The 23,392-nt window shown below is 55.8% G+C and carries 20 protein-coding genes; 11 read left to right on the top strand and 9 right to left on the bottom strand.

Annotation, left to right across the window (positions count from 1 at the left end; all coding sequences use genetic code 11):
• Positions 1-84: 84 nt before the first annotated feature.
• Positions 85-933 carry an SDR family oxidoreductase gene (locus USF70_RS17290; RefSeq protein WP_033144480.1) on the bottom strand — a complete coding sequence of 283 codons (849 nt, stop codon included), beginning with the start codon at positions 931-933 and terminating at the stop codon, positions 85-87.
• 84 nt (positions 934-1,017) lie between these two features.
• Between USF70_RS17290 and USF70_RS17285 the strand changes: the two genes are divergently transcribed.
• On the top strand, positions 1,018-1,404 hold the full coding sequence (locus USF70_RS17285) for a winged helix-turn-helix transcriptional regulator (protein ID WP_023331869.1): 387 nt from the start codon (positions 1,018-1,020) through the stop codon (positions 1,402-1,404).
• Positions 1,405-1,959: 555 nt separating this feature from the next.
• Here the strand turns inward: USF70_RS17285 and USF70_RS17280 are convergent.
• A complete protein-coding gene (locus USF70_RS17280; RefSeq protein ID WP_320735851.1) occupies positions 1,960-3,903 on the bottom strand; it encodes a bifunctional 2',3'-cyclic-nucleotide 2'-phosphodiesterase/3'-nucleotidase in 1,944 nt (647 codons plus the stop codon).
• A 190-nt stretch (positions 3,904-4,093) separates the two neighbouring features.
• Here USF70_RS17280 and cysQ point away from each other — a divergent pair, with 190 nt between their 5' ends.
• Positions 4,094-4,834: a 3'(2'),5'-bisphosphate nucleotidase CysQ gene (gene cysQ / locus USF70_RS17275; RefSeq protein ID WP_023310160.1), complete on the top strand. Its 741-nt coding sequence runs from the start codon at positions 4,094-4,096 to the stop codon at positions 4,832-4,834.
• Here cysQ and USF70_RS17270 read toward each other — a convergent pair.
• Complete coding sequence (locus tag USF70_RS17270; RefSeq protein ID WP_033144484.1) at positions 4,828-5,385, bottom strand: YtfJ family protein; 558 nt, start codon at positions 5,383-5,385, stop codon at positions 4,828-4,830. The two genes, cysQ and USF70_RS17270, sit on opposite strands and share 7 nt — an antisense overlap.
• A 324-nt stretch (positions 5,386-5,709) precedes the next feature.
• Between USF70_RS17270 and USF70_RS17265 the strand changes: the two genes are divergently transcribed.
• Positions 5,710-5,916 carry a DUF1107 domain-containing protein gene (locus USF70_RS17265; RefSeq protein WP_008501430.1) on the top strand — a complete coding sequence of 69 codons (207 nt, stop codon included), beginning with the start codon at positions 5,710-5,712 and terminating at the stop codon, positions 5,914-5,916.
• A 72-nt stretch (positions 5,917-5,988) separates the two neighbouring features.
• Here USF70_RS17265 and USF70_RS17260 read toward each other — a convergent pair whose 3' ends face one another.
• Both USF70_RS17260 and msrA read right to left on the bottom strand, forming a co-directional pair.
• A complete protein-coding gene (locus tag USF70_RS17260) occupies positions 5,989-7,326 on the bottom strand; it encodes a hemolysin family protein (RefSeq protein ID WP_032662457.1) in 1,338 nt (445 codons plus the stop codon).
• 212 nt (positions 7,327-7,538) lie between these two features.
• Positions 7,539-8,180 carry a peptide-methionine (S)-S-oxide reductase MsrA gene (msrA, locus tag USF70_RS17255; protein ID WP_029741954.1) on the bottom strand — a complete coding sequence of 214 codons (642 nt, stop codon included), beginning with the start codon at positions 8,178-8,180 and terminating at the stop codon, positions 7,539-7,541.
• Between the two features lie 224 nt (positions 8,181-8,404).
• Between msrA and tamA the strand changes: the two genes are divergently transcribed.
• Genes tamA through USF70_RS17240 form a run of 3 tightly spaced genes read left to right on the top strand, consistent with a single transcriptional unit; the run spans position 8,405 to position 14,258 of the window.
• Positions 8,405-10,138 carry an autotransporter assembly complex protein TamA gene (gene tamA / locus USF70_RS17250; protein ID WP_064673133.1) on the top strand — a complete coding sequence of 578 codons (1,734 nt, stop codon included), beginning with the start codon at positions 8,405-8,407 and terminating at the stop codon, positions 10,136-10,138.
• Positions 10,135-13,911, top strand: coding sequence for an autotransporter assembly complex protein TamB (gene tamB / locus USF70_RS17245; protein WP_232938694.1), 3,777 nt, complete (start codon positions 10,135-10,137; stop codon positions 13,909-13,911). Before tamA ends, tamB begins: the two co-directional genes overlap by 4 nt.
• Positions 13,912-13,913: 2 nt before the next feature.
• Positions 13,914-14,258 carry a gamma-glutamylcyclotransferase gene (locus USF70_RS17240; RefSeq protein WP_014830431.1) on the top strand — a complete coding sequence of 115 codons (345 nt, stop codon included), beginning with the start codon at positions 13,914-13,916 and terminating at the stop codon, positions 14,256-14,258.
• Positions 14,259-14,573: 315 nt separating this feature from the next.
• Here the strand turns inward: USF70_RS17240 and USF70_RS17235 are convergent, their stop codons facing one another.
• The 3 genes from USF70_RS17235 to ppa form a co-directional block, all read right to left on the bottom strand.
• The gene (locus USF70_RS17235) at positions 14,574-15,044 is read right to left on the bottom strand and encodes a hypothetical protein (RefSeq protein WP_048977042.1); all 471 of its coding nucleotides are present in this window, start codon (positions 15,042-15,044) and stop codon (positions 14,574-14,576) included.
• Positions 15,041-15,625, bottom strand: a complete 585-nt coding sequence (locus USF70_RS17230) for a hypothetical protein (RefSeq protein WP_032662463.1) — start codon at positions 15,623-15,625, stop codon at positions 15,041-15,043. The genes USF70_RS17235 and USF70_RS17230 overlap by 4 nt, the downstream gene beginning before the upstream one ends.
• A gap of 223 nt (positions 15,626-15,848) precedes the next feature.
• Positions 15,849-16,379: an inorganic diphosphatase gene (ppa, locus tag USF70_RS17225; protein WP_010427397.1), complete on the bottom strand. Its 531-nt coding sequence runs from the start codon at positions 16,377-16,379 to the stop codon at positions 15,849-15,851.
• 309 nt (positions 16,380-16,688) lie between these two features.
• Between ppa and ytfQ the strand changes: the two genes are divergently transcribed.
• The 5 genes from ytfQ to USF70_RS17200 all read left to right on the top strand — a co-directional run bounded on the left by ytfQ (position 16,689) and on the right by USF70_RS17200 (position 22,970).
• Positions 16,689-17,645, top strand: a complete 957-nt coding sequence (gene ytfQ, locus USF70_RS17220; protein WP_014882271.1) for a galactofuranose ABC transporter substrate-binding protein YtfQ — start codon at positions 16,689-16,691, stop codon at positions 17,643-17,645.
• A gap of 133 nt (positions 17,646-17,778) precedes the next feature.
• The gene (gene ytfR, locus USF70_RS17215; RefSeq protein WP_167818975.1) at positions 17,779-19,281 is read left to right on the top strand and encodes a galactofuranose ABC transporter, ATP-binding protein YtfR; all 1,503 of its coding nucleotides are present in this window, start codon (positions 17,779-17,781) and stop codon (positions 19,279-19,281) included.
• Between the two features lie 10 nt (positions 19,282-19,291).
• The gene (gene ytfT / locus USF70_RS17210; protein WP_165356711.1) at positions 19,292-20,317 is read left to right on the top strand and encodes a galactofuranose ABC transporter, ATP-binding protein YtfT; all 1,026 of its coding nucleotides are present in this window, start codon (positions 19,292-19,294) and stop codon (positions 20,315-20,317) included.
• The gene (gene yjfF, locus USF70_RS17205; protein ID WP_167818974.1) at positions 20,304-21,305 is read left to right on the top strand and encodes a galactofuranose ABC transporter, permease protein YjfF; all 1,002 of its coding nucleotides are present in this window, start codon (positions 20,304-20,306) and stop codon (positions 21,303-21,305) included. Before ytfT ends, yjfF begins: the two co-directional genes overlap by 14 nt.
• A 93-nt stretch (positions 21,306-21,398) precedes the next feature.
• Positions 21,399-22,970: a methyl-accepting chemotaxis protein gene (locus USF70_RS17200; RefSeq protein ID WP_033144491.1), complete on the top strand. Its 1,572-nt coding sequence runs from the start codon at positions 21,399-21,401 to the stop codon at positions 22,968-22,970.
• On the opposite strand, the gene USF70_RS17195 is transcribed toward USF70_RS17200, so the two are convergent.
• Positions 22,942-23,298, bottom strand: coding sequence for a helix-turn-helix domain-containing protein (locus tag USF70_RS17195; RefSeq protein ID WP_236902417.1), 357 nt, complete (start codon positions 23,296-23,298; stop codon positions 22,942-22,944). The two genes, USF70_RS17200 and USF70_RS17195, sit on opposite strands and share 29 nt — an antisense overlap.
• Positions 23,299-23,392 lie beyond the last annotated feature (94 nt).

Raw genomic sequence — 23,392 nt, 5'->3', positions numbered from 1 at the left:
CGTTATATCTGTTTTTATTATTAATAAATATGAGCGGGCCGGGTAAGGGAAATCACCCGGCCGCAGGAAAGAACGGTGACACTGTTAAAGAATGGCTTTAATACTCTGCGCCAGCGGCGTCGTTGCGCGCCCGATCAGTTTGCTCAGCGTATGGCTATCGTCAAAGAGTCCCCCTTTGGACGCACCCACATCCGAGTCCGCCAGCATATCTGCCAGCCCTGCAGGCAGGCCGACGCTTTTCAGGGCGGCGGCAAAATCCGCTTCACTGAGATTCTGATAGGTTACCGGCTTCCCGCTCTGTTTGCTGAGTTCAGCCGCCAGTTCGCTCAGCGTCCAGCCGTGGTCGCCCGCCAGTTCGTAGACCTTGCCCGCGTGGCCCTCTTCAGCAATCACTTTGGCGGCTGCCGCGGCATAGTCGGCGCGGGTGGCAGAGGCAATTTTGCCTTCGCCTGCCGCACCAATAAACACGCCGTGTTCCAGCGCAGGCGGCGCGCTCGCCAGGTAGTTTTCGGTATACCAGCCATTGCGCAGCAGGGCATAAGGGATGCCGGACGCCGCCAGCGCTTTTTCAGTGGCAACATGTTCAACATGCAGACCCAGCGGGGAGTTGTCCGCATGCAGCAGGCTGGTGTAGGCGATAAATTTCACGCCTGCCGTTTTGGCGGCGTTAATCACGTTCTGGTGCTGGGTTGCGCGCTGGCCGACTTCGCTGGAAGAGATCAGCAGCAGCTTATCCACGCCGCTCAGCGCGGCGGTGAATGCGGCTTCATCCGTGTAGTCCGCCTGGCGAACGACAATTCCCTGCTGGCTTAAGGCCTGCGCTTTCGCCGGGTTACGTACGATGGCCACAATCTGGCTGGCCGGTACGGTTTTCAACAGCTGTTCGATAACGAGATGGCCAAGCTGGCCGGTAGCGCCGGTAATCGCGATCATGATGAATCTCCTTCGTGTTTGTCTGGTGTTGTGGCACACTAGCACCATAGCTAACTTTTAGTAAGTACGTACAAAAAGGTAAGTATGAAAACAACGATACCGACGCTCAGCGAACAAATGCGCGATGGCAATCTTTTCGCGGAACAGTGCCCGTCACGCGAGGTGCTCAAACACGTGACCAGCCGCTGGGGTGTCCTGATTCTGCTGGCCCTGCGCCAGGGAACGCATCGCTTTAGCGATCTGCGCCGTAAAATGGGCGGGGTGAGCGAAAAGATGCTGTCCCAGTCACTCCAGGCGCTGGAGCAGGACGGGTTTGTCGATCGCGTGTCGTATCCGGTGGTGCCGCCGCACGTAGAGTATAGCCTGACGCCGATGGGGATTGAGGTCAGCGAGAAAGTCGCCGCGCTGGCGGACTGGATTGAGGTGAATACGCCGAAGGTGATGGCGAATCGGGACGATCGCGCGGCCTGATGTCTTCACCCTGACCTAATGCCTGCGTGGGCGACCCCCCTCTCCCTTGAGAGAGAGGGCTGGGGTGAGGGGGGAACATATAACTCTGGTGGTCATTCCGTTCACTTTATGTTCCTTGCTACTCTGTAACGACATGGCCTGTGAACGTGCCAGGGCGGCTCAATCGCCGCCGCCCTGGCGACCCGGGCTCCCGGCGGTAAATCGCCGCTTCGCGGATTGCTCGCCCCATCCCTGGGGCTCACCCTTTCAGGGCCAGCTCAGGCGCTGTCCAAAATTGCTCCCGGCAATTTTGTCCTCAGCTTATTCTTTCAGGCTATCGGGTCGGGCATGAGCCTGCATCCCTGCAGGCCACGCCCTCTCGGCGCATCCTTGCGCCTCGCCCCGGCCTTGCGGAAACGCTTCGGCGATTTACAGCCGGACCAGGGCATCGCTGCAATTCATTAATTTTTCTGAAGAAATATTCATCGCTTCGAGTTGGAAAATTACTGAGGCCCCCTCTCCCGTAGGGAGAGGAAACAAACACGAAAAACGGCAACGTATGTTGCCGTTTTGTTTTTACTTGCTCAAATCCACCTGATAAATCGCGAACCCGATATCATCCGTTGCGACCTTCTTCATCGGATACTGGGCATTATCCTTGATAAACGCGGCTGCCTTATCGGACGGCGACGTTTCTATGCGGATATCCAGCTTCGTATCGCTGTGGATCGGCGCGAGGCGCCAGTTGTTGTCCACCGCCGGATGAATTTCGCCCGCCTTCTTCGACTCCGCGCTGATCCACGCCGCCAGCACCGAGCGGTTCTCGTCCGGCGAGGCAAAGGCGATGTGGCTATCTCCCGTACCGGCAAACTTACCGCCGTAGGCGCGGTAGTTATTGGTCACCACCAGGAAGGTGGCATTCGGGTCGATCGCCTTGCCGTTGAAGGTCAGGTTTTTGATGCGCTCCGCCTGCGGGTTGATCGCCTGACACTCGCCGTCATATTTCGCCGGCTGGGTGACGTCAATCTGGTAGTTCACGCCGTCGATCACGTCGAAGTTATAGGTACGGAAGCCGTCCCAGTTAATCAGCGACTGCGGCTTACTGCTGTGCGGGTCAATCTGGTTAAACTGTCCGGCAGAGCACTCCAGCCACTCTTTCACCTCCTGGCCCGTCGCTTTTACCACCACCAGCGTGTTCGGGTAGAGGTAGAGATCGGCGGCGTTACGGAAGGTCAGCTGGCCCTTTTCGACTTCAACATAGCTTGCCGGGTCGTTCTTACGCCCGCCCACCTTGAATGGCGCAGCCGCTGACAGGACCGGCAGTTTTGCCAGATCCGGATCGCCCTGCACAAAGTGTTCCGCATAGGCTTTCTGCGCCATGTTGACGACCTGAACGGTCGGGTCGTCCTGCACCAGCGCCAGGAAGCTGTACATGTTATCGGCGGATTTGCCGATCGGCTTGCTGACGAATTCGCGCGTGGCGTCGTGATCGTGCTTCAGCACGTCGACCAGTTTTTTATCTTCCGCCGCCAGAGATTTTTTAGCCGCAGCGTCGTAAATCGGGCGCGCTTCGGCTTTTGACTGCGTCACCTTCCAGCTGCCGCCGTCGTTATTCAGCACCAGATCCACCACGCCAAGATGGTCGCCCCACATGCCCGGCATCACCGAAGGCACGCCGTTGAGCGTCCCTTTCTCAATGTCCGCTCCTTTGATGCTGGCGAAATCTTTGCCCGGGAAGACCGCGTGGGCGTGGCCGAACAGGATCGCGTCGACGCCCGGGACTTCACTCAGATAGTAAACGGAGTTTTCTGCCATGGCCTGATACGGATCGGCGGAGAGACCCGAGTGGGCGACAACGATCACCAGATCGGCGCCTTTTTCGCGCATTTCCGGCACGTATTTCCGCGCGGTTTCGGTGATGTCGTTAACGGTCACTTTACCGTCGAGGTTGGCTTTATCCCACGTCATGATCTGCGGCGGCACAAAGCCGATATAGCCGATTTTCAGCGTCTGTTTTTTACCGTCATGGTCGACGACGTTTGTCTCTTTAATCAGGTAAGGGGTAAAGAGCGGCTTTTGCGTCTTAACGTCGATGATATTGGCGTTAACGTACGGGAATTTCGCACCGGCGAGCGCATCGTGCAGGTATGTCAGACCGTAGTTGAATTCGTGGTTACCGAGGTTGCCGACGGTATAGTCCAGGGTGTTCATCGCTTTATAAACAGGATGGATCTCGCCTTTTTTCAGCCCCCTGGTCGCCATGTAATCCCCGAGCGGACTGCCCTGAATGAGGTCGCCATTGTCGACCAGCACGCTGTTTTTCACTTCGCCACGCGCCGCATCGATCAGGCTTGCCGTGCGTACCAGGCCGAATTTTTCCGTCGGGGTATCTTTGTAGTAATCGAAGTCCATCATGTTGCTGTGCAGATCGGTCGTTTCCAGAATACGCAGATCTACCGTCGCCGCCTGCACGCTTGCTGCAATCAGCGTCGCCAGAAGCGTTGCACTAAACTTAATCATCAGAGGAGTCCTTTTTTCGATGCAGAGCACAAAAGAGTATGTATCTATAGCTTGTTGCTTACAGAAATGTGAATCCTGACAGAAAAAAGTCACCTGAAACCGGAATTGCTTCACAGATAGCGGAATTGTTCACATTACGATATAACTAAAACAAAGAGTTAACCTCACTGCGTTAACAAAGAGGTGGAAAATGCTAGATAAAATTTGTCAGCTCGCACGGGATGCGGGAGATGCCATCATGCAGGTGTATGACGGCAGTAAACCTATGGAGGTGGTCAGCAAAGCCGACGACTCTCCGGTCACGGCGGCGGATATCGCGGCGCATAAGGTGATCCTGAAAGGATTACAGGCTTTAACGCCGGACATCCCCGTTCTGTCAGAAGAAGCGCCGCAAAGCTGGGACGAGCGCCAGCACTGGCAGCGTTACTGGCTGGTCGATCCGCTGGACGGGACAAAAGAGTTCATCAAGCGCAACGGTGAATTCACCGTCAATATCGCCCTGATTGAGAAGGGCAAAGCGGTGCTGGGCGTGGTCTACGCGCCGGTGATGAAGGTGATGTACAGCGCCGCAGAAGGGAAGGCGTGGAAGGAAGAGTGCGGCGTGCGCAAGCAGATCCAGGTGCGCGATGCGCGTCCACCGCTGGTGGTGATTAGCCGCTCGCACAGCGACAGCGAGCTGCAGGAGTACCTGCAGCAGCTGGGTGAACACCAGACCACCTCGATTGGCTCATCGCTGAAATTCTGCCTGGTGGCGGAAGGCCATGCGCAGCTCTACCCTCGCTTTGGGCCAACCAACGTCTGGGATACCGCGGCAGGTCATGCCGTTGCCGCGGCCGCCGGGGCGCATGTTCATGACTGGCAGGGCAAGCCGCTGGACTATACCCCGCGCGAATCCTTCCTCAACCCCGGCTTCCGCGTCTCTATTTACTGAGCCAGCAGCTTATGCAGCAGGTCGACAACCTGCTGCACCTCTTCCTGGGTTAACGCGCCGTCTTTCGCCCACTGTACGCGGCCCTCTTTATCCAGCACGATAATCGCGGAGCTCTCTTCTTCCAGCTGCCAGGCCTTACGGGTTACGCCGTTGCTGTCGACGATAAACTGCGACCACGGGTAGAGCTTTTTATTGCTCTCAAGGCTGGAGCGCACAAACATCCCGGAGCCCGGAATGGCGTCGTCGGTGTTAACAATGGTGGTCGTCTGGTAGCGGTCGTGAGGGAATTTTGCGGCCTTGATCGCTTCCACCAGGGTAGCATTTTTCTCTTTTGCGGATGTACGACCGGCAATATGTTGTACAACTCTCACTTTGCCCGCGAGCTGCGCGCTATTCCAGGGTTTGTAGCTAAACTTATCATTGTCGAGAATCAATTCTCCCCGGTCAGCAATGCCGACTGGCGGTACACGTTGTCCTTTTTCAATGTTGTGAGCGGAAGCCCACAGCGGCAGCAGCAGGCAGGCTGCTGCAAGGATATTACGTAGGGTCATGGCGTTTCCTTATTGTTTGCAGGTGATCCGACCACTTGGTCTTGCGCTTTTAATCATAAGTGCGATCAATGGGGTTTTCCCGCAATCCCGATGCCAGTTTGCGGGCGAACGCACATATCCATGAAAAAACGACGGCTTATACTGCGCCCGGTCACGCTTTGCAAAGATTATTCTGAATAATTGTAATCAAACGGTAAATAAACTTATGCACACTGGGTAACACCGTAGTTCTGGTCTATAGTCATTGGGCATTAAAATTTGCGCTCAGGACAGTCGGGCCGATTGTGGCACCGCAAGAGCGTATGATTCGCAGGAGATACAAGAATGAAAATTTTCCAACGCTACAACCCGCTTCAGGTGGCGAAGTACGTGAAGATCCTGTTCCGTGGACGGTTGTATATCAAGGATGTTGGCGCTTTTGAGTTTGATAAGGGCAAGATCCTTGTCCCAAAAGTGAAGGACAAACAGCACCTGTCTGTGATGTCCGAAGTCAACCGTCAGGTTATGCGTCTGCAGACTGAGATGGCTTAACCAACGTGCTATGCAGTAGTTAAAAAAAACGGCTCCCAATGGGAGCCGTTGATGTTTGTAGAGGCTGGCGCTTTACGCCGACACCTTCTCTTCCGCGTCCGGCAGCTTCGGTACCAGTACGGTCGGTTTATTGTCGATGCGGGTCACGAGCAGCTGGTCGATGCGGTAGTTATCAATATCCACCACTTCAAACTTGTAGCCGGAGAACTTCACCGAGTCGGTACGTTTCGGGATCTTACGCAGCATAAACATCATAAAGCCGCCGATGGTCTCGTAGTTGCCGGACTGCGGGAACTCGTCGATATCCAGCACACGCATCACGTCTTCAATCGGTGTGCCGCCATCAATCAGCCACGAATTATCGTCGCGCTGAACAATCTGCTCTTCCAGCCCCTGGCCAACCAGGTCGCCCATCAGTGTGGTCATCACGTCGTTCAGGGTGATAATACCCACCACCAGCGCGTATTCGTTCATGATAACCGCGAAGTCTTCCCCGGCGGTTTTGAAACTTTCCAGCGCTTCTGAGAGCGTCAGGGTGTCCGGCACAATCAGGGTATTGCGGATCTGCACGCCGCTGTTGAGCGCCAGGCTCTGGTTTGCCAGCACGCGGTTCAGCAGGTCTTTGGAGTCGACGTAACCGATGATGTGGTCGATATCTTCATTACAGACCAGGAACTTAGAGTGCGGATGCTGCGCTACTTTGTTCTTCAGGCTCTGCTCATCTTCATGCAAATCGAACCAGATAATGTTTTCACGGCCCGTCATGGAAGACGGCACGGTACGGGATTCCAGCTCGAACACGTTCTCAATCAGCTCGTGCTCCTGCTTGCGCAGCACCCCGGCCAGCGCGCCGGCTTCCACCACCGCATAAATGTCGTCAGAGGTGATGTCGTCTTTACGCACCATCGGCAGCTTAAAGATGCGGAAAATGACGTTCGCCAGGCCGTTGAAGAACCACACCAGCGGACGAAACACGTACAGACAGAAGCGCATCGGGTTGATGATACGCAAAGCCACAGCTTCTGGCGCAATCATACCGATGCGTTTCGGGGTCAGGTCTGCAAAGAGGATGAACAGGCCGGTTACCAGCGAGAAGGAGAGGATAAAGCTCAGCTGTTCGGCCAGTTCAACGGACATGTACTTAACAAACAGACTATAAAACGCTGGAGAAAACGCAGCATCACCCACGATACCGCCGAGAATGGCGACCGCGTTGAGGCCAATTTGCACCACGGTGAAGAACATCCCGGGATTTTCCTGCATTTTCAGGATGCGGGTGGCATTGATGTTGCCTTCATCGGCAAGCAGCTTCAGTTTGATTTTACGGGACGCGGCCAGCGAGATCTCAGATATCGAGAAAAACGCGCTGACGGCAATCAGACAAAGTATTACTAAAATACTGTTTAACATAGTTTATCCGGCTTCTCGCCAGATCCTCAGAAGGGGAGTTGATACCATTTGTGTGAAAACACATTGAAAATCAGCTCGTAGCGTTGAGCCGATTATTTCAGCGGGTAGTATAGCGTAAAGAGATGTAAATCTGCCAGAGGTCACAATTTGGCATAAAAAAGACCGGACAGCGTGGCGCTGTCCGGTACGGGCGACGATTTAACGGCTGATAATCAGGCCAGCTGTGGCGGCAGGCAGACGCCGATGCCCCCGATACCGCAGTAGCCGTACGGGTTTTTATGCAGATACTGCTGGTGATCGTCCTCGGCATAGTAGAACGGTTTCGCGGTGGTGATTTCCGTCGTCACCTCGCGCGTATCGCCCGCTTCACGCATGGCCTGCTGGAAACGCTCAAGGCTGGCGCGTGCGGCGGCATCTTGCTCGGGCGTGAGCGGATAAATGGCCGAACGGTACTGTGTGCCGTGGTCGTTGCCCTGACGCATGCCCTGCGCCGGGTCGTGGTTTTCCCAGAAGACCTGCAGGAGTTGCTCGTAGCTGATGACTGCAGGGTCATAGACCACGCGTACCGCTTCCGCATGCCCGGTTTCGCCGGAGCAGACTTCGCGATAGGTCGGATTCGGCGTGTAGCCGCCCGTGTAGCCAGCCGCCGTGCTGTAAACGCCGGGCAGCTGCCAGAAGAGGCGCTCAACGCCCCAGAAGCAGCCCATGGCGAACAGGGCGATTTCCATTCCCTCCGGCACGTTGGTCATGGAATGGTTATTGACGGCGTGTAAGGTCGCCACAGGCATAGGGGTGTTGCGTCCCGGTAATGCATCAGTTTGTGAAACCAGATGCTTTTTGTCGAATAAACTCACGATGGGGCCTCCCGGGGTGCGATGTTTCGGTTAAGGTTGTCACGAAGCGTTTAATTGAACACAATAAATGCGTTGAATGAGTCTAGATTTAATCATAAGAAATATTTGGGTGTTACACCCGTTTTCAACCCGTGATTTGGGTTTTTGGCCAACAGGCCGTATTTTGCCGCGGAGCGGTACTTCATTTGCTTCCAGGGTGGAAACAGGGATATTCAGGAGAAAACGTGACAAAAATCCGCCAGTTATGTTTAGTCAGTGTGTTGCTGACAAGCGGGATTGCCAGCGCGGCGAATGTCCGTTTGCAGGTTGAGGGGTTATCCGGGGCGCTGGAAAAAAACGTGCGTGCGCAGTTGTCGACCATCCAGAGTGATGAGGTGACGCCGGACCGGCGTTTTCGCGCGCGCGTCGATGACGCTATCCGTGAAGGGCTTAAAGCGCTGGGGTATTACGAACCCACCATTGATTTCGATCTTCGCCCGCCGCCAAAGAAGGGGCGCCAGGTTCTTATTGCCCGCGTTTCGCCGGGTGAGCCGGTATTGATTGGCGGCACGAACGTTATCCTGCGCGGCGGGGCGCGTACCGACCGGGATTACCTGGACCTGCTCAGCACGCGGCCGAAAATCGGTACCGTGCTTAACCACGGTGACTACGACCATTTCAAAAAAGAGCTGACGAACGTTTCCCTGCGTAAGGGCTACTTCGACAGCCAGTTCAATAAAAGCCAGCTGGGGATTGCGCTGGATCGGCGTCAGGCCTTCTGGGATATCGACTACGACAGCGGGGAACGCTACCGCTTTGGCGATGTGACGTTTGAAGGTTCGCAAATTCGTGAAGAATACCTGCAAAACCTCGTGCCGTTCAAAAAAGGGGATTACTACCAGTCGAGAGACCTGGCGGAACTGAACCGTCGTCTTTCCGCTACCGGCTGGTTTAACTCCGTGGTTGTCGCACCGGAATTTGATAAGTCTCGCAAAACGAAGGTGTTGCCGCTGCATGGCGTTGTCTCGCCGCGCACCGAGAACACCATTGAGACCGGTGTTGGCTACTCGACGGATGTTGGACCACGCGTGAGAACCTCGTGGAAAAAGCCGTGGATGAACTCGTACGGTCACAGCCTGACCACCAGCCTGAGCCTCTCTGCGCCCGAGCAGCAGCTGGATTTCAGCTACAAAATGCCGCTGCTGAAAAACCCGCTTGAGCAATATTACCTTGTGCAGGGCGGTTTTAAGCGCACCGACTTGAACGACACCAAGCAGGATTCTACGACCCTTGCGGTCTCCCGCTTCTGGGATCTCTCCAGCGGCTGGCAGCGCGCCATTAACCTGCGCTGGAGCCTGGACCACTTTACCCAGGCCAACGTCACCAATACCACCATGCTGCTTTATCCGGGCGTGATGATCAGCCGTACCCGCTCGCGCGGCGGCCTGATGCCGAGCTGGGGCGACTCACAGCGCTACTCCATCGATTATTCCAACTCCGCCTGGGGCTCCGACGTGGATTTCTCGGTGATTCAGGCGCAAAACGTCTGGATCCGCACGCTGTACGACAAACACCGCTTTGTGATGCGCGGCAATCTCGGCTGGATTGAAACGGGAGACTTCGAGCGCGTTCCGCCGGATCTGCGCTTCTTCGCCGGGGGCGACCGCAGCATTCGTGGGTATAAGTACAAATCGATCTCACCTGAGAACGAGAAAGGCCAACTGACCGGTGCATCAAAACTGGCGACCGGATCGCTGGAGTATCAGTACAACGTCAGCGGAAAGTGGTGGGGCGCTATGTTTGTTGACGGCGGTGAGGCGGTGAACGATATCCGCCGCAGCGACTTTAAAACCGGCGCGGGCGTGGGCGTACGCTGGCAGTCACCCGTCGGGCCCATCAAGCTCGACTTCGCCGTGCCTGTCGGTGACAAAGAAGAGCACGGATTACAGTTTTACATCGGTCTGGGGCCTGAATTATGAGTTTATGGAAGAAAATAAGCCTCGGGGTGCTGATTTTTATCGTGCTGCTGCTCGGTACGGTGGCGTTTCTGGTGGGAACGACGACCGGGCTGCATCTGCTGTTTAACGCTGCGAACCGCTGGGTGCCGGGGCTGGAGATTGGCCAGGTAACGGGCGGCTGGCGCGATCTGCGTCTGAAGAATATCCGCTACGAGCAGCCGGGCGTGGCGGTGAACGCCGGGGAGTTCCACCTGGCGGTGAAGCTGGGCTGCCTGCGCGACAGCAAGCTCTGCGTCAACGATCTGTCGCTTAAAGACGTCAACGTGGCGATAGATTCGAAAAAAATGCCGAAGTCTGCGCCGGTCGAGGAAGAGGACAGCGGCCCGCTGAATCTCTCCACGCCGTACCCGATCGCGCTCTATCGGGTCGCGCTCGATAACGTCAATATCAAAATCGACGACACCACCGTGTCCGTGATGGATTTCACCTCCGGCCTGCGCTGGCAGGAGAAAAACCTCACCCTGACGCCGACGTCCCTGCAGGGCTTGCTGATCGCGTTGCCGAAGGTGGCAGACGTGGCGCAGGAAGAGATCGTCGAGCCGAAGATCCAGAACCCGCAGCCGGAAGAAAAGCCGCTGGGCGAAACGCTGAAAGATCTCTTCTCGAAGCCTGTCCTGCCGGAAATGACCGACGTTCATCTGCCGCTGAACCTCAACATCGAGGAGTTCAAAGGCGAGCAGCTGCGCCTGACCGGCGATACCGATCTGACGGTCTATAACATGCTGCTGAAAGTCAGCAGCATTGACGGCAACATGAAGCTCGACGCGCTGGATATCGACACCAACCAGGGCTCGGTGAATGCGTCGGGGAATGCCCTGCTGCGCGACAACTGGCCGGTGGACATCACGCTTAACAGTGCCCTCAACATCGATCCGCTGAAAGGCGAAAAGGTGAAGGTCAAAGTGGGCGGTGCGCTGCGCGATAAGCTGGATGTCGGGGTGAATCTCTCCGGCCCGGTGGACATGGTCCTGCGCGCGCAAACGCAGCTGGCGGAAGCCGGGCTGCCGCTCAATCTGGAGGTTGTCAGCAAGCAGCTTTACTGGCCGTTCACCGGCGAAAAGCAGTTCCAGGCCGATGATCTGAAGCTGAAGCTGAGCGGCAAGATGACCGACTACGCGCTCTCGTTCCGCACCGCGGTGAAGGGACAGGGCGTGCCGCCCGCGAACATCACGCTGGATGCGAAGGGCAACGAACGGCAGGTCAACCTCGACAAGCTGACCGTCGCGGCGCTGGAAGGCAAAACCGAGCTGACCGCGCTGCTCGACTGGCAGCAGGCGATCAGCTGGCGCGGCGAGCTGAAGCTGACGGGCATTAACACCGCCAAAGAGGTGCCGGACTGGCCGTCGAAGCTGGATGGCCTGATTAAAACCCGCGGCAGCCTGTACGGCGGTACGTGGCAGATGGACGTGCCGGAAATCAAGCTCACCGGGAACGTGAAGCAGAACAAGGTTAACGTTGAAGGCTCGGTGAAAGGCAACAGCTATCTGCAGTGGGTTATCCCGGGGCTGCACGTGGCGCTGGGCCGCAACACGGCGGATATCAAAGGCGAGCTGGGGGTGAAGGATCTCAATCTGGACGCCACCATCGACGCGCCGAATCTGGATAACGCCCTGCCGGGTCTGGGCGGCACGGCGAAAGGCCTCGTGAAAGTGCGCGGTACGGTGGAGGCGCCGCAGCTGCTGGCGGACATTACCGCCAATAACCTGCGCTGGCAGGAGCTGAGCGTTGCCCGCGTCCGCGTGGAAGGGGATGTGAAATCCACCGATCAGATCGGCGGTAGCCTGAACCTGCGCGTGGAGCGCATTTCTCAGCCGGACGTGAACATTAACCTGGTCACCCTGGACGCCAAAGGGAACGAGAAACAGCACGACCTCCAGCTGCGCGTGCAGGGCGAGCCGGTCTCCGGCCAGCTTCACCTCACCGGCAGCTTCGACCGCAAAGAAGAACGCTGGAAAGGGACGCTGGATAACACGCGTTTCAATACGCCGGTCGGGCCGCTGGCGCTCTCGCGATCCATTGCCCTCGACTACCGCAACGCCGAGCAGAAGATAAGCATTGGGCCACACTGCTGGACCAACCCGAATGCGGAGCTGTGCGTGCCGCAGACCATCGATGCGGGTGCGGAAGGGCGCGCGCAGATCAACCTCAACCGCTTCGATCTGGCGATGCTGAAGCCGTTTATGCCGGACACGACCCAGGCCAGCGGCGTCTTCAGCGGGAAAGCCGATGTGGCCTGGGACACCACCAAAGAGGGGCTGCCGCAGGGCAGCGTCACGCTGTCCGGGCGTAACGTGAAGGTGACGCAGGAGGTCAACGACGCGCCGCTGCCGGTGGCGTTCGATACCCTGAACCTGAGTGCCGATCTGCATAACAATCGCGCGCAGCTGGGGTGGACGATCCGCCTGACCAACAACGGTCAGCTGGACGGGCAGGTCCAGATTACCGATCCGCAGGGTCGGCGTAATCTGGGCGGCAACGTCAACATCCGTAACTTCAACCTGGCGATGGTGAACCCGATTTTCGCGCGCGGGGAAAAAGCGGAGGGCATGCTGAACGCTAACCTGCGCCTGGCCGGTAACGTGCAAAGCCCGCAGCTGTTCGGTCAGATGCGGCTCAGCGGCGTGGATATCGACGGTAACTTCATGCCGTTTGACATGCAGCCCAGCCAGATCGCGATGAACTTCAACGGTATGAGCTCGACGCTGAGCGGCTCGGTATTGACGCAGCAAGGGCAAATCAACCTGAGCGGCGACGCGGACTGGAGCCAGCTCGACAACTGGCGCGCCCGAATTGCCGCGAAGGGCAGCAAGGTGCGCATCACCGTACCGCCGATGGTGCGCCTGGACGTCTCGCCTGATGTGGTCTTTGAAGCCACGCCAAGCCTCTTCACGCTTGACGGACGCGTCGACGTGCCGTGGGCGCGCATCGTGGTTCACGACGTGCCGGAAAGCGCGGTCGGCGTCTCAAGTGATGAAGTGATGCTCAATGAAAATCTGAAACCTGTCGAACAGAAGAGCGCGGGCATACCGATCAATAGTAACCTCATCGTGCACGTGGGAAATAACGTGCGGTTGAATGCGTTTGGGCTGAAGGCGAGGCTGACGGGCGATCTGAAAGTGGCGCAGGATAAACAAGGGCTTGGCCTGAACGGGCAGATCACTATTCCTGAAGGGCGTTTCCACGCCTATGGTCAGGATCTGATTGTGCGCAAAGGCGAGCTGCTGTTCTCCGGTCCACCGGATCAGCCCCTGCTGAACATCGAGGCGATTCGTAACCCGGAAGCGACGGAAGATGACGTCATTGCTGGCGTTCGCGTCACCGGTTCCGCCGACGAACCGAAGGCGGAGATCTTCTCTGACCCGGCGATGTCGCAGCAGGAAGCGCTCTCTTATCTGCTGCGTGGACAAGGTCTGAACAGCGGACAAAGCGACAGTGCGGCGATGACCTCGATGTTAGTGGGTCTGGGGGTTGCACAAAGTGGGCAGGTTGTGGGTAAAATCGGCGAGACGTTCGGCGTAAGCAATCTGGCGCTGGACACCCAGGGCGTGGGTGACTCCTCGCAGGTGGTGGTCAGCGGGTATGTACTGCCGGGTCTGCAGGTAAAATATGGTGTGGGGATCTTTGACTCACTGGCAACTCTCACGTTACGCTATCGCCTGATGCCCAAGCTATATCTGGAAGCAGTGTCCGGCGTAGACCAGGCACTTGATCTGCTCTATCAGTTTGAGTTTTAGCAATGCGAATATTTGTCTACGGCAGTTTACGAACCAAGCAAGGCAACAGTCACTGGATGACCAATGCCCTGCTGCTGGGGAATTACAATATCGAGAACTACCAGTTGTACAGCCTGGGCCACTATCCAGGCGCGGTTCCGGGCGAAGGAACAGTACAGGGTGAAGTCTATCGTATTGATAACGCGACGCTTGCCGAACTTGATGCCTTGCGCACCAGGGGCGGTGAATACGCACGCCAGTTGATCCAGACGCCGTACGGAAGTGCGTGGATGTACGTCTACCAGCGTCCGGTCGAAGGGTTAACGCGGATTGTAAGCGGTAACTGGTTAGACAGAGACCAGTACTGAAAAAAACAACGCCACCGTGAGGTGGCGTTGTTTTTTTTATTCCTTCAACTCTCTTCTGTATCCCGGCGTCGGGTTAAAAACAGAGGAACGAACAGCATGATGTACGGGGCAATTAGCCATAAAAAACACAAGGCGCGTGAACGGCCATAGTAGTTTATGCACCGCGTATTGCTTGAAATGACGGGCAGGAAAAACAGTAAAAACAGCAGAATCACATAATCGCTTCGATAAGGGATCCATAAGTAAAACAAAAACCAGGCAAGCTGGAATGTCATGATGCAGAGATACTGCCATTTACTGTCTTTACCGTAACAGTCAAACGCCTTTATGTAGCCCATCTTTATGCTTTGAAGAAAGAAACTTAGCATGTATAACGCTCACGATCGCGACGGTCAGGAGTGTGCTCATCAGCAACGCCCCTAAAAAATAGCTTTGGGTGATATCAGTAGCACCCGAGCCTAAAGTATGCAATTTACTATAACCTCTATCTACTGCAACAAAAAGCGTATATAGCCCTATGTTAATAAAGAATTGCAGAAGACAAGAAAAAAAGATATTTCTGGGAATTGTTTTTAATAGAGTGAGTAACGCATAAATAATGCTTGATGATAGCGCGAAGTAAAGTCCGTTAAGTAAACCAGATAGTAATGCGCTATTTATTTGACTGAATATTAAATGATCGCTTCCATAGTACCATGACAGATATTCAACATAAGTACTTCTGCCAAAGACAAAGGAAGCAATAATAAGGACGAATAGGCTTATGACATGGCTTTTCTTACTCATAATTTTGCTCCCTTAGATAGCAGCTCCTTCATCGTTTTACTGGCTTCTAGCTGATCTTTGATTATGGCAAGGTCACGAGTATTGTGGTTATATTTTGCAATAGCGGTTGGTGTACCCTTACCACCATTATCCATAAAGAAGACTATATCCTTACGACCATAAAGAAGGACTTGTGGGATGGGATCACGCCCATAACTCACCGCCTGTGGAAGGGAGTGGATAGACTCTGTCGTGAGGAAGCGAGGAATATTTTCATGCTCAATATTACCTAAAGGCGTGGTGGCAACAAGGGAGCCGATAAAATCGGTCGTATACACTAACGCATCTGTATCCTTGGTCGTTACTTTTGAACCCGTAATATATTTTATCTGTTGCCAAAGGGTAATATCTTTAGGGGTAACCTTAACACCATCCATAAACATATCCTGCTTGCGTTTTAGCTGAATGACAGTACGGTGCACCTGTGTCAAAGAGGGGCTGATTTCCCCAATAGAAGGCATATAACCATCGCGGGAATACAACCGTTCAATGATAAAATAAATTCCAGTTGGGCGGGCAACATCAATGTTAATGGATGACATATGAATCCTGTAATGAATGGGGATTAATGATCATCATGACAGTATGTTGTGAACAGCCAGGCTATTCAACCACTCCCACTATAAATGATAGGGAGTCTTTTTTTGTTTTTAATATCCAAAACAAAAGGAATGGGATTATTCTTAAAAGTTAAGTTTGTACTACTCTCAACCAGGGAAATAAAAAAGCCCCGACTCGCGGGGCCTTCATTAACAGCAGTAAGAATTACTTCTTAGCAGCGCGTTCGAAGGAGGCGATGATTTCTGCTTTCGCCGCTTCTGCGTTGTCCCAGCCGTCAACTTTAACCCACTTGCCTTTTTCGAGGTCTTTGTAATGCTCGAAGAAGTGAGTGATCTGCGCTTTCAGCAGCTCTGGCAGGTCGTTCACATCTTTGATGTGATCGTATTCTTTGCTCAGCTTGGTGTGCGGTACCGCAACCAGCTTCGCATCTTCACCGGATTCGTCGGTCATTTTCAGCACGCCAACTGGACGGCAGCGAATGACGGAGCCTGGCTCCAGTGGGTATGGCGTTGGGACCAGCACGTCAACCGGGTCACCGTCCAGAGACAGGGTGTGGTTGATGTAACCGTAGTTGCACGGATAGAACATCGCGGTAGACATGAAACGGTCTACGAACAGGGCGCCGCTCTCTTTGTCCACTTCGTATTTGATCGGATCTGCGTTAGCCGGGATTTCGATAACTACGTAGATGTCTTCTGGCAGTTCTTTACCCGCTGGGACGTTGAGTAAGCTCATGTCGGTGTCCTTTAAAATGGATGGTAAACAAGTGGCAGGTATTATAGCCAACTCGCGCTGAATGTCTCCGCCTGTTTTCGCTTTCTCTCCCCGCTTTTCCCATTTTTCAGACCCTTTCCATGACAGAAAAATCCATAAACTCAGCCGCATTTTTCATGGTGAAATGAAAGCGATTACAAACTTGTGATTAACGTTTTATTCACTTTTCTGAAGTGTGATGTAACGCAATTCGTTACATATTTCATGGGCTATAGTCATTTCGCAGAACATCTTTTAACCAACAATAAACACCCCTACGAGGACGCTCATATGTGGAAGCGCTTACTTCTTGTCACAGCAGTTTCGGCAGCCATGTCGTCTATGGCGATGGCCGCTCCCTTAACCGTAGGTTTTTCGCAGGTCGGCTCTGAATCTGGCTGGCGAGCGGCAGAAACCAACGTTGCGAAAAGCGAGGCTCAGAAACGCGGCATTACCCTGAAAATCGCCGATGGTCAGCAAAAACAAGAGAATCAGATCAAAGCCGTGCGCTCCTTTATCGCCCAGGGCGTGGATGCCATCTTTATTGCACCCGTCGTGGCGACCGGCTGGGAACCCGTCCTGAAGGAAGCGAAAGACGCTGAGATCCCGGTCTTCCTGCTCGACCGTTCCATCGACGTTAAAGACAAATCCCTCTATATGACCACCGTGACCGCCAACAACGTGCTGGAAGGGCAATTGATTGGCGACTGGCTGGTGAAGCAGGTTGACGGCAAGCCGTGTAACGTCGTTGAGCTGCAGGGCACCGTGGGCGCGAGCGTGGCCATTGACCGTAAAAAAGGCTTTGCTGAGGCCATCGCTAAAGCGCCAAACATCAAGATTATCCGCTCTCAGTCCGGCGACTTTACGCGCAGTAAAGGTAAAGAGGTCATGGAGAGCTTCATTAAGGCTGAAAACAACGGCAAGAACATCTGCATGGTTTACGCCCACAACGATGACATGGTGATCGGTGCGATTCAGGCGATTAAAGAAGCGGGCCTGAAGCCGGGCAAAGATATCCTCACCGGCTCTATCGACGGCGTGCCGGACATCTACAAAGCGATGATCGACGGCGAAGCCAACGCCAGCGTGGAGCTGACGCCAAACATGGCGGGCCCGGCATTCGACGCGCTGGAGAAATTCAAGAAGGACGGCACGATGCCTGAGAAGGTGACGGTCACCAAGTCCACGCTCTACCTGCCTGACACGGCGAAAGAAGAGTTAGAGAAGAAGAAAAATATGGGCTACTAAGACCCGCGCCCCTCACCCCAGCCCTCTCCCCGGAGGGGAGAGGGAGAAAGGCAGGGCGGAGCTGGATATTAACAATTGGCACGATCAATCCCCTCTCCCCTCCGGGGAGAGGGTCAGGGTGAGGGGGAAAACCATGACCACTGAACAACACCAGGAAATCCTCCGCACAGAGGGCTTGAGTAAATTCTTCCCCGGCGTAAAGGCGCTGGATAACGTTGATTTCAGCCTGCGGCGCGGTGAGATTATGGCGCTGCTGGGCGAGAACGGCGCGGGAAAATCGACGCTGATTAAATCCTTGACCGGCGTTTATCACGCCGATCGCGGCACCATCTGGCTGGAAGGCAACGCCATTTCGCCGAAAAATACCGCCCATGCCCAGCTGCTGGGGATCGGGACGGTGTACCAGGAAGTAAACCTGCTGCCGAATATGTCGGTGGCGGATAATCTGTTTATTGGCCGTGAGCCGCGACGTTTTGGCCTGCTGCGCCGCAAAGAGATGGAGGCGCGGGCGACAAAGCTGATGGAATCGTACGGCTTCTCCCTTGACGTCCGCGAGCCGCTGAACCGCTTTTCCGTGGCGATGCAGCAGATCGTCGCCATTTGTCGCGCGATCGATCTCTCGGCAAAGGTGCTGATCCTCGACGAACCCACCGCCAGCCTCGATACCCAGGAAGTTGAGATGCTCTTTACCCTGATGCGCCAGCTGCGCGATCAGGGCGTCAGCCTGATCTTCGTTACCCACTTCCTCGATCAGGTATATGAGGTAAGCGATCGCATCACGGTGCTGCGCAACGGCAGCTTTGTCGGCTGCCGCGAAACCTGCGAGCTGCCGCAGATCGAACTGGTGAAAATGATGCTGGGCCGCGAGCTGGAAACCAACGCCCTTCAGCGCGCCGGGCGCACGCTGCTCAGCGAGAAACCGGTCGCCGCGTTCAGCGATTACGGTAAGAAAGGGGTGATCTCGCCGTTTAATCTGGAAGTCCGCCCTGGCGAAATTGTCGGGCTGGCGGGCCTGCTGGGCTCCGGCCGGACCGAAACCGCCGAGGTGATATTCGGAATCAAGCCGGCCGACAGCGGCACCGCGCTGATCAAGGGCAAACCGCAAACCCTGCGATCCCCGCATCAGGCCTCCTGTCTGGGCGTCGGCTTCTGCCCGGAAGATCGGAAAACGGACGGCATTATTGCCGCGGCTTCGGTGCGGGAAAATATCATTCTGGCGCTGCAGGCCCAGCGCGGCTGGCTGCGCCCGATCCCCCGTAAAGAGCAAAACGCCATTGCCGAGCGCTTTATCCGTCAGCTGGGTATTCGTACCCCGAGCGCGGAACAGCCTATCGAGTTCCTCTCCGGCGGCAACCAGCAGAAGGTGCTGCTCTCCCGCTGGCTGCTGACCAAACCCCAGTTCCTGATCCTCGACGAACCGACCCGCGGCATTGACGTGGGGGCGCACGCCGAAATTATCCGGCTTATCGAAACCCTGTGCGCGGACGGTCTGGCGCTGCTGGTTATTTCGTCCGAGCTGGAAGAGCTGGTGGGCTATGCCGATCGCGTCATCATCATGCGCGATCGCAAACAGGTGGCAGAGATCCCGCTGGATAAGCTGTCCGTTCCGGCGATCATGAATGCCATCGCGGCATAAGGAGTAAATCGTGATGCCCCGTTCGCTTTCGCAAACCGGTGAGTCTAAGCGCCGCTTCAGCTGGCCAACCGGCACGCCGCAAATCGCAGCGCTGCTGGTGGTGCTGCTGGTTGATAGCCTGGTCGCGCCGCATTTCTTCCAGATTATCGTGCAGGATGGCCGCCTGTTTGGCAGCCCGATAGACATTCTAAACCGTGCCGCGCCCGTGGCGCTGCTGGCCATCGGGATGACGCTGGTCATCGCCACCGGCGGGATTGACCTCTCCGTCGGCGCGGTGATGGCTATCGCCGGGGCCACGGCAGCCTCCATGACCGTGTCCGGACACAGCCTGCCGGTGGTACTGCTGGCGGCCTTAGGCACCGGCGTGCTGGCCGGATTATGGAACGGCATTCTGGTGGCGGTGCTGAAAATTCAGCCCTTTGTCGCCACCCTTATCTTAATGGTGGCCGGGCGCGGCGTGGCGCAGCTGATTACCTCCGGGCAGATTGTCACCTTTAACTCGCCGAGCCTGGCGTGGATCGGGAGCGGCAACCTTCTGTTCTTCCCGACGCCGGTGATCGTTGCCCTGGTCACGCTCGTTGTCTTCTGGCTTTTCACCCGCAAAACGGCGCTGGGCATGTTCATTGAAGCCGTCGGGATCAACATCCGCGCCGCGCGCAACGCCGGGGTCAACACCCGTCTGATGGTGATGCTGACCTACGTGCTGAGCGGCGTCTGCGCCGCCATCGCCGGGGTCATCGTCGCGGCGGATATTCGCGGGGCCGATGCCAACAACGCGGGGCTCTGGCTGGAGCTGGACGCGATCCTCGCGGTGGTGATCGGCGGTGGATCGCTGATGGGCGGGCGCTTTAACCTGCTGCTTTCGGTGATTGGCGCGCTGATCATTCAGGGAATGAACACCGGGATCCTGCTCTCGGGGTTCCAGCCGGAACTCAACCAGGTGGTGAAAGCGGTGGTCGTGCTTTGCGTGCTGATCGTCCAGTCGCCGCGCTTTGTCAGCATCATTAAGGGGATCCGTGGCCATGATAAAACGTAATTTACCGTTGATGATCACGCTGGGCGTGTTTGTGCTGGGGTATCTCTACTGCCTCACCCAATTCCCCGGTTTTGCGTCGACGCGCGTGATCTGCAATATCCTGACCGATAACGCCTTTTTAGGCATCATCGCCGTCGGGATGACCTTTGTGATCCTTTCCGGCGGGATCGATCTCTCCGTCGGGTCGGTGATCGCGTTTACGGGCGTGTTCCTCGCGAAGGCGATAGGCTTCTGGGGGATCTCTCCGCTGGTGGCGTTTCCGCTGGTGCTGGCGATGGGCTGCGCGTTTGGGGCCTTTATGGGGCTGCTGATCGACGCGTTAAAAATCCCGGCGTTTATCATTACCCTCGCGGGGATGTTCTTCCTCCGTGGGGTGAGCTATCTGGTCTCGGAAGAGTCGATTCCGATTAACCATCCGGTGTACGACACGCTCTCCAGCCTGGCGTGGAAAATTCCCGGCGGCGGCCGCCTGAGCGCGATGGGGCTGCTGATGCTGGGCGTGGTGGTGATTGGCATCTTCCTCGCCCACCGTACCCAGTTTGGTAATCAGGTTTACGCCATCGGCGGTAACGCCACGTCGGCAAACCTGATGGGGATCTCCACCCGCAGCACCACCATCCGCATCTATATGCTCTCGACCGGCCTGGCGACGCTGGCGGGTATCGTCTTCTCGGTGTATACCCAGGCGGGTTATGCCCTTGCAGGCGTGGGCGTTGAGCTGGATGCGATTGCTTCTGTGGTCATTGGCGGCACGCTGCTCAGCGGCGGGGTGGGGACGGTGCTGGGAACGCTGTTCGGCGTGGCGATCCAGGGGCTGATACAAACCTATATCAACTTTGACGGCACGCTCAGCTCCTGGTGGACGAAGATCGCCATCGGCATTCTGCTGTTTATTTTTATTGCCCTGCAGCGTGGCCTGACGGTGCTCTGGGAGAACCGTCAAAGCTCGCCTGTTACCCGCGTAAACACATCGGTAACAGAGCGATAACACGCTGAATTTGCTTAAAGTCTAAACATTTTCCGGTAGCGGCCGATACTCTTTTTTTATGCCCAGAAATATCTCGCTACCGGAAATAATATCATGCTTAAAACGCTATCGATTCGTACCGGCTTGCTCTCTTTACTGGCCGTTATGACCCTTCTGCTGCTGATTGTCAGCGGCATTGGAATTTATGCCCTCACACAGAGTTCTTCTTCACTGCAGCGTATTAATCACCTTCAGGGTGAGCAGATGGTGCAGCTTAATTCAGGCTATACGCTGATCCTGCGCGCGCGCAATGAGGCGGGCCAGGCCGTCCGCATGATGGAAATCGGCATGCTGGACGATGCGGCCAAAGCGGTAAAAAACATCAATCAGGAAGTTGCCCTGGCCCAGAAAACGCTGAAAGGCGTGATCGACGGCGGCGTGGCTGACGAGCAGGGGCAACAGCTGCTCGATAAAGTGGCGGCCAGCCTGGCGACGTATAGCCAGCAGGGGATCAACCCGATGCTGAAAACCCTGAATGACCAGAGCGCGGACGGTTATTACGATCTGCTGGAGAAGACGCTGATTCCGGTGGCGAAGCAGTTTGATAACGATATGCAGGCGTTCCAGAAATGGAGCGAAGCGCGTGGTCAGGCGGAAGTGAGCGCCGTGCAGGCGAGTAAAACCCGCGTACTGATCCTGATTATCGTCGCAGCGCTGCTGACGGCGGGTATTATCGTGCTCGCGTGGCTGGTGCTGCGCCATATGCTGCTCAAGCCGCTTTCGGCATCGATCGCTCAGCTGGAGAACGTGGCTGCGGGGGATTTAACCCATACGCTGAATGCCCCCGCGAGCCAGGAGTTTAACCGCCTCAACGCGGTGATAGAGGAGATGCGACAGTCGCTGATGAACTCGGTTATGCGGGTACGCGATGCCAGCTCGCAAATTGACACCGGTAGCCGCGAGCTGACGCTGGGAAACCGCGATCTTGCCGAGCGTACGGAATCCACCGCCACGTCGCTGGAGCAGACGGCGGCCAGCATGGAACAGATCACCGCGACGGTGAAGCTCAACGCCGATAACGCCGAGCAGGCGCACCAGCTGGCGAAGTCGGTGTCCGACACGGCCGATCACGGCAGCGAAATGGTTTGCTACGTAATTGAAAAAATGCGCGATATCTCCGGCAGCTCGGCGCGCATCGCCGACATCCTGAGCGTGATCGACGGTATTGCCTTCCAGACCAATATCCTGGCGCTTAACGCCTCCGTGGAAGCGGCGCGCGCGGGCGAGCAGGGGCGCGGGTTTGCCGTCGTCGCGGGCGAAGTGCGAAACCTTGCCAGCCGCAGTGCCGACGCGGCGAAAGAGATCCGATCGCTTATCAGTGATTCGCAGACCCACGTTAACGAGGGCAGCGAGCTGGCCCAGCAGGCCGGCGAAACCATGGACGAAATCGCAACTGAAGTGCTGCGCATGACCAAACTGATGCGTGAGATTGCGACCGCGTCTCAGGAGCAGAGCCGCGGTATTGAGCAGGTGAATATTGCGGTGAATCAGATGGACGAAACGGCGCAGCAGAATGCGGCGCTGGTGCAGCAATCCTCCGCCGCGACCCGCTCTCTTGAGGAGCAGTCGCGTCAGCTGATGGAAGCCATGTCATCATTCAAAGTGACGACTCAGACCGCTGCATAATATTACCCAGCCCCGGTACGTTCTGTGCCGGGGTTTTATTTTTTTCGGAATTAACTGCCGCAATATTATCGTGAATTTCACCCATTAATATTTCCAGCGAACTGGTTAAAGCTAACGCTTTTTCCGTCGGTTCAAGATATAAACCTTTGCGGAAAAATAATGGTTCATCAAAGAGTTGATTAAAACGCTTTAGGGCCAGACTCACCGCCGGACGTGACATCTCCAGACGCAAAGAGGCTTTAGCCATGCTGCCGCAGCGGACGATTTCAATAAATACAGGGATAAGATTTAAATCAATGCCGGTATTAGCACGGGAATAATTGTTCATTGCGGTTCTGCTCCACGAAATATCTGTCAAACTGTTATGGAAATAATGCAGGAGCAGTGGTGAATATTAAAGCATGTTTTTTATAAACACTTAT

It is taken from the genome of Enterobacter sp. 237C8 (assembly GCF_034106865.1).
GTDB classification, from domain to species: Bacteria; Pseudomonadota; Gammaproteobacteria; order Enterobacterales; family Enterobacteriaceae; genus Enterobacter; species Enterobacter asburiae_B.
The sequence above is the reverse complement of the archived record's forward strand: the minus strand, read 5'-3'. Positions and strand labels throughout refer to the sequence as shown.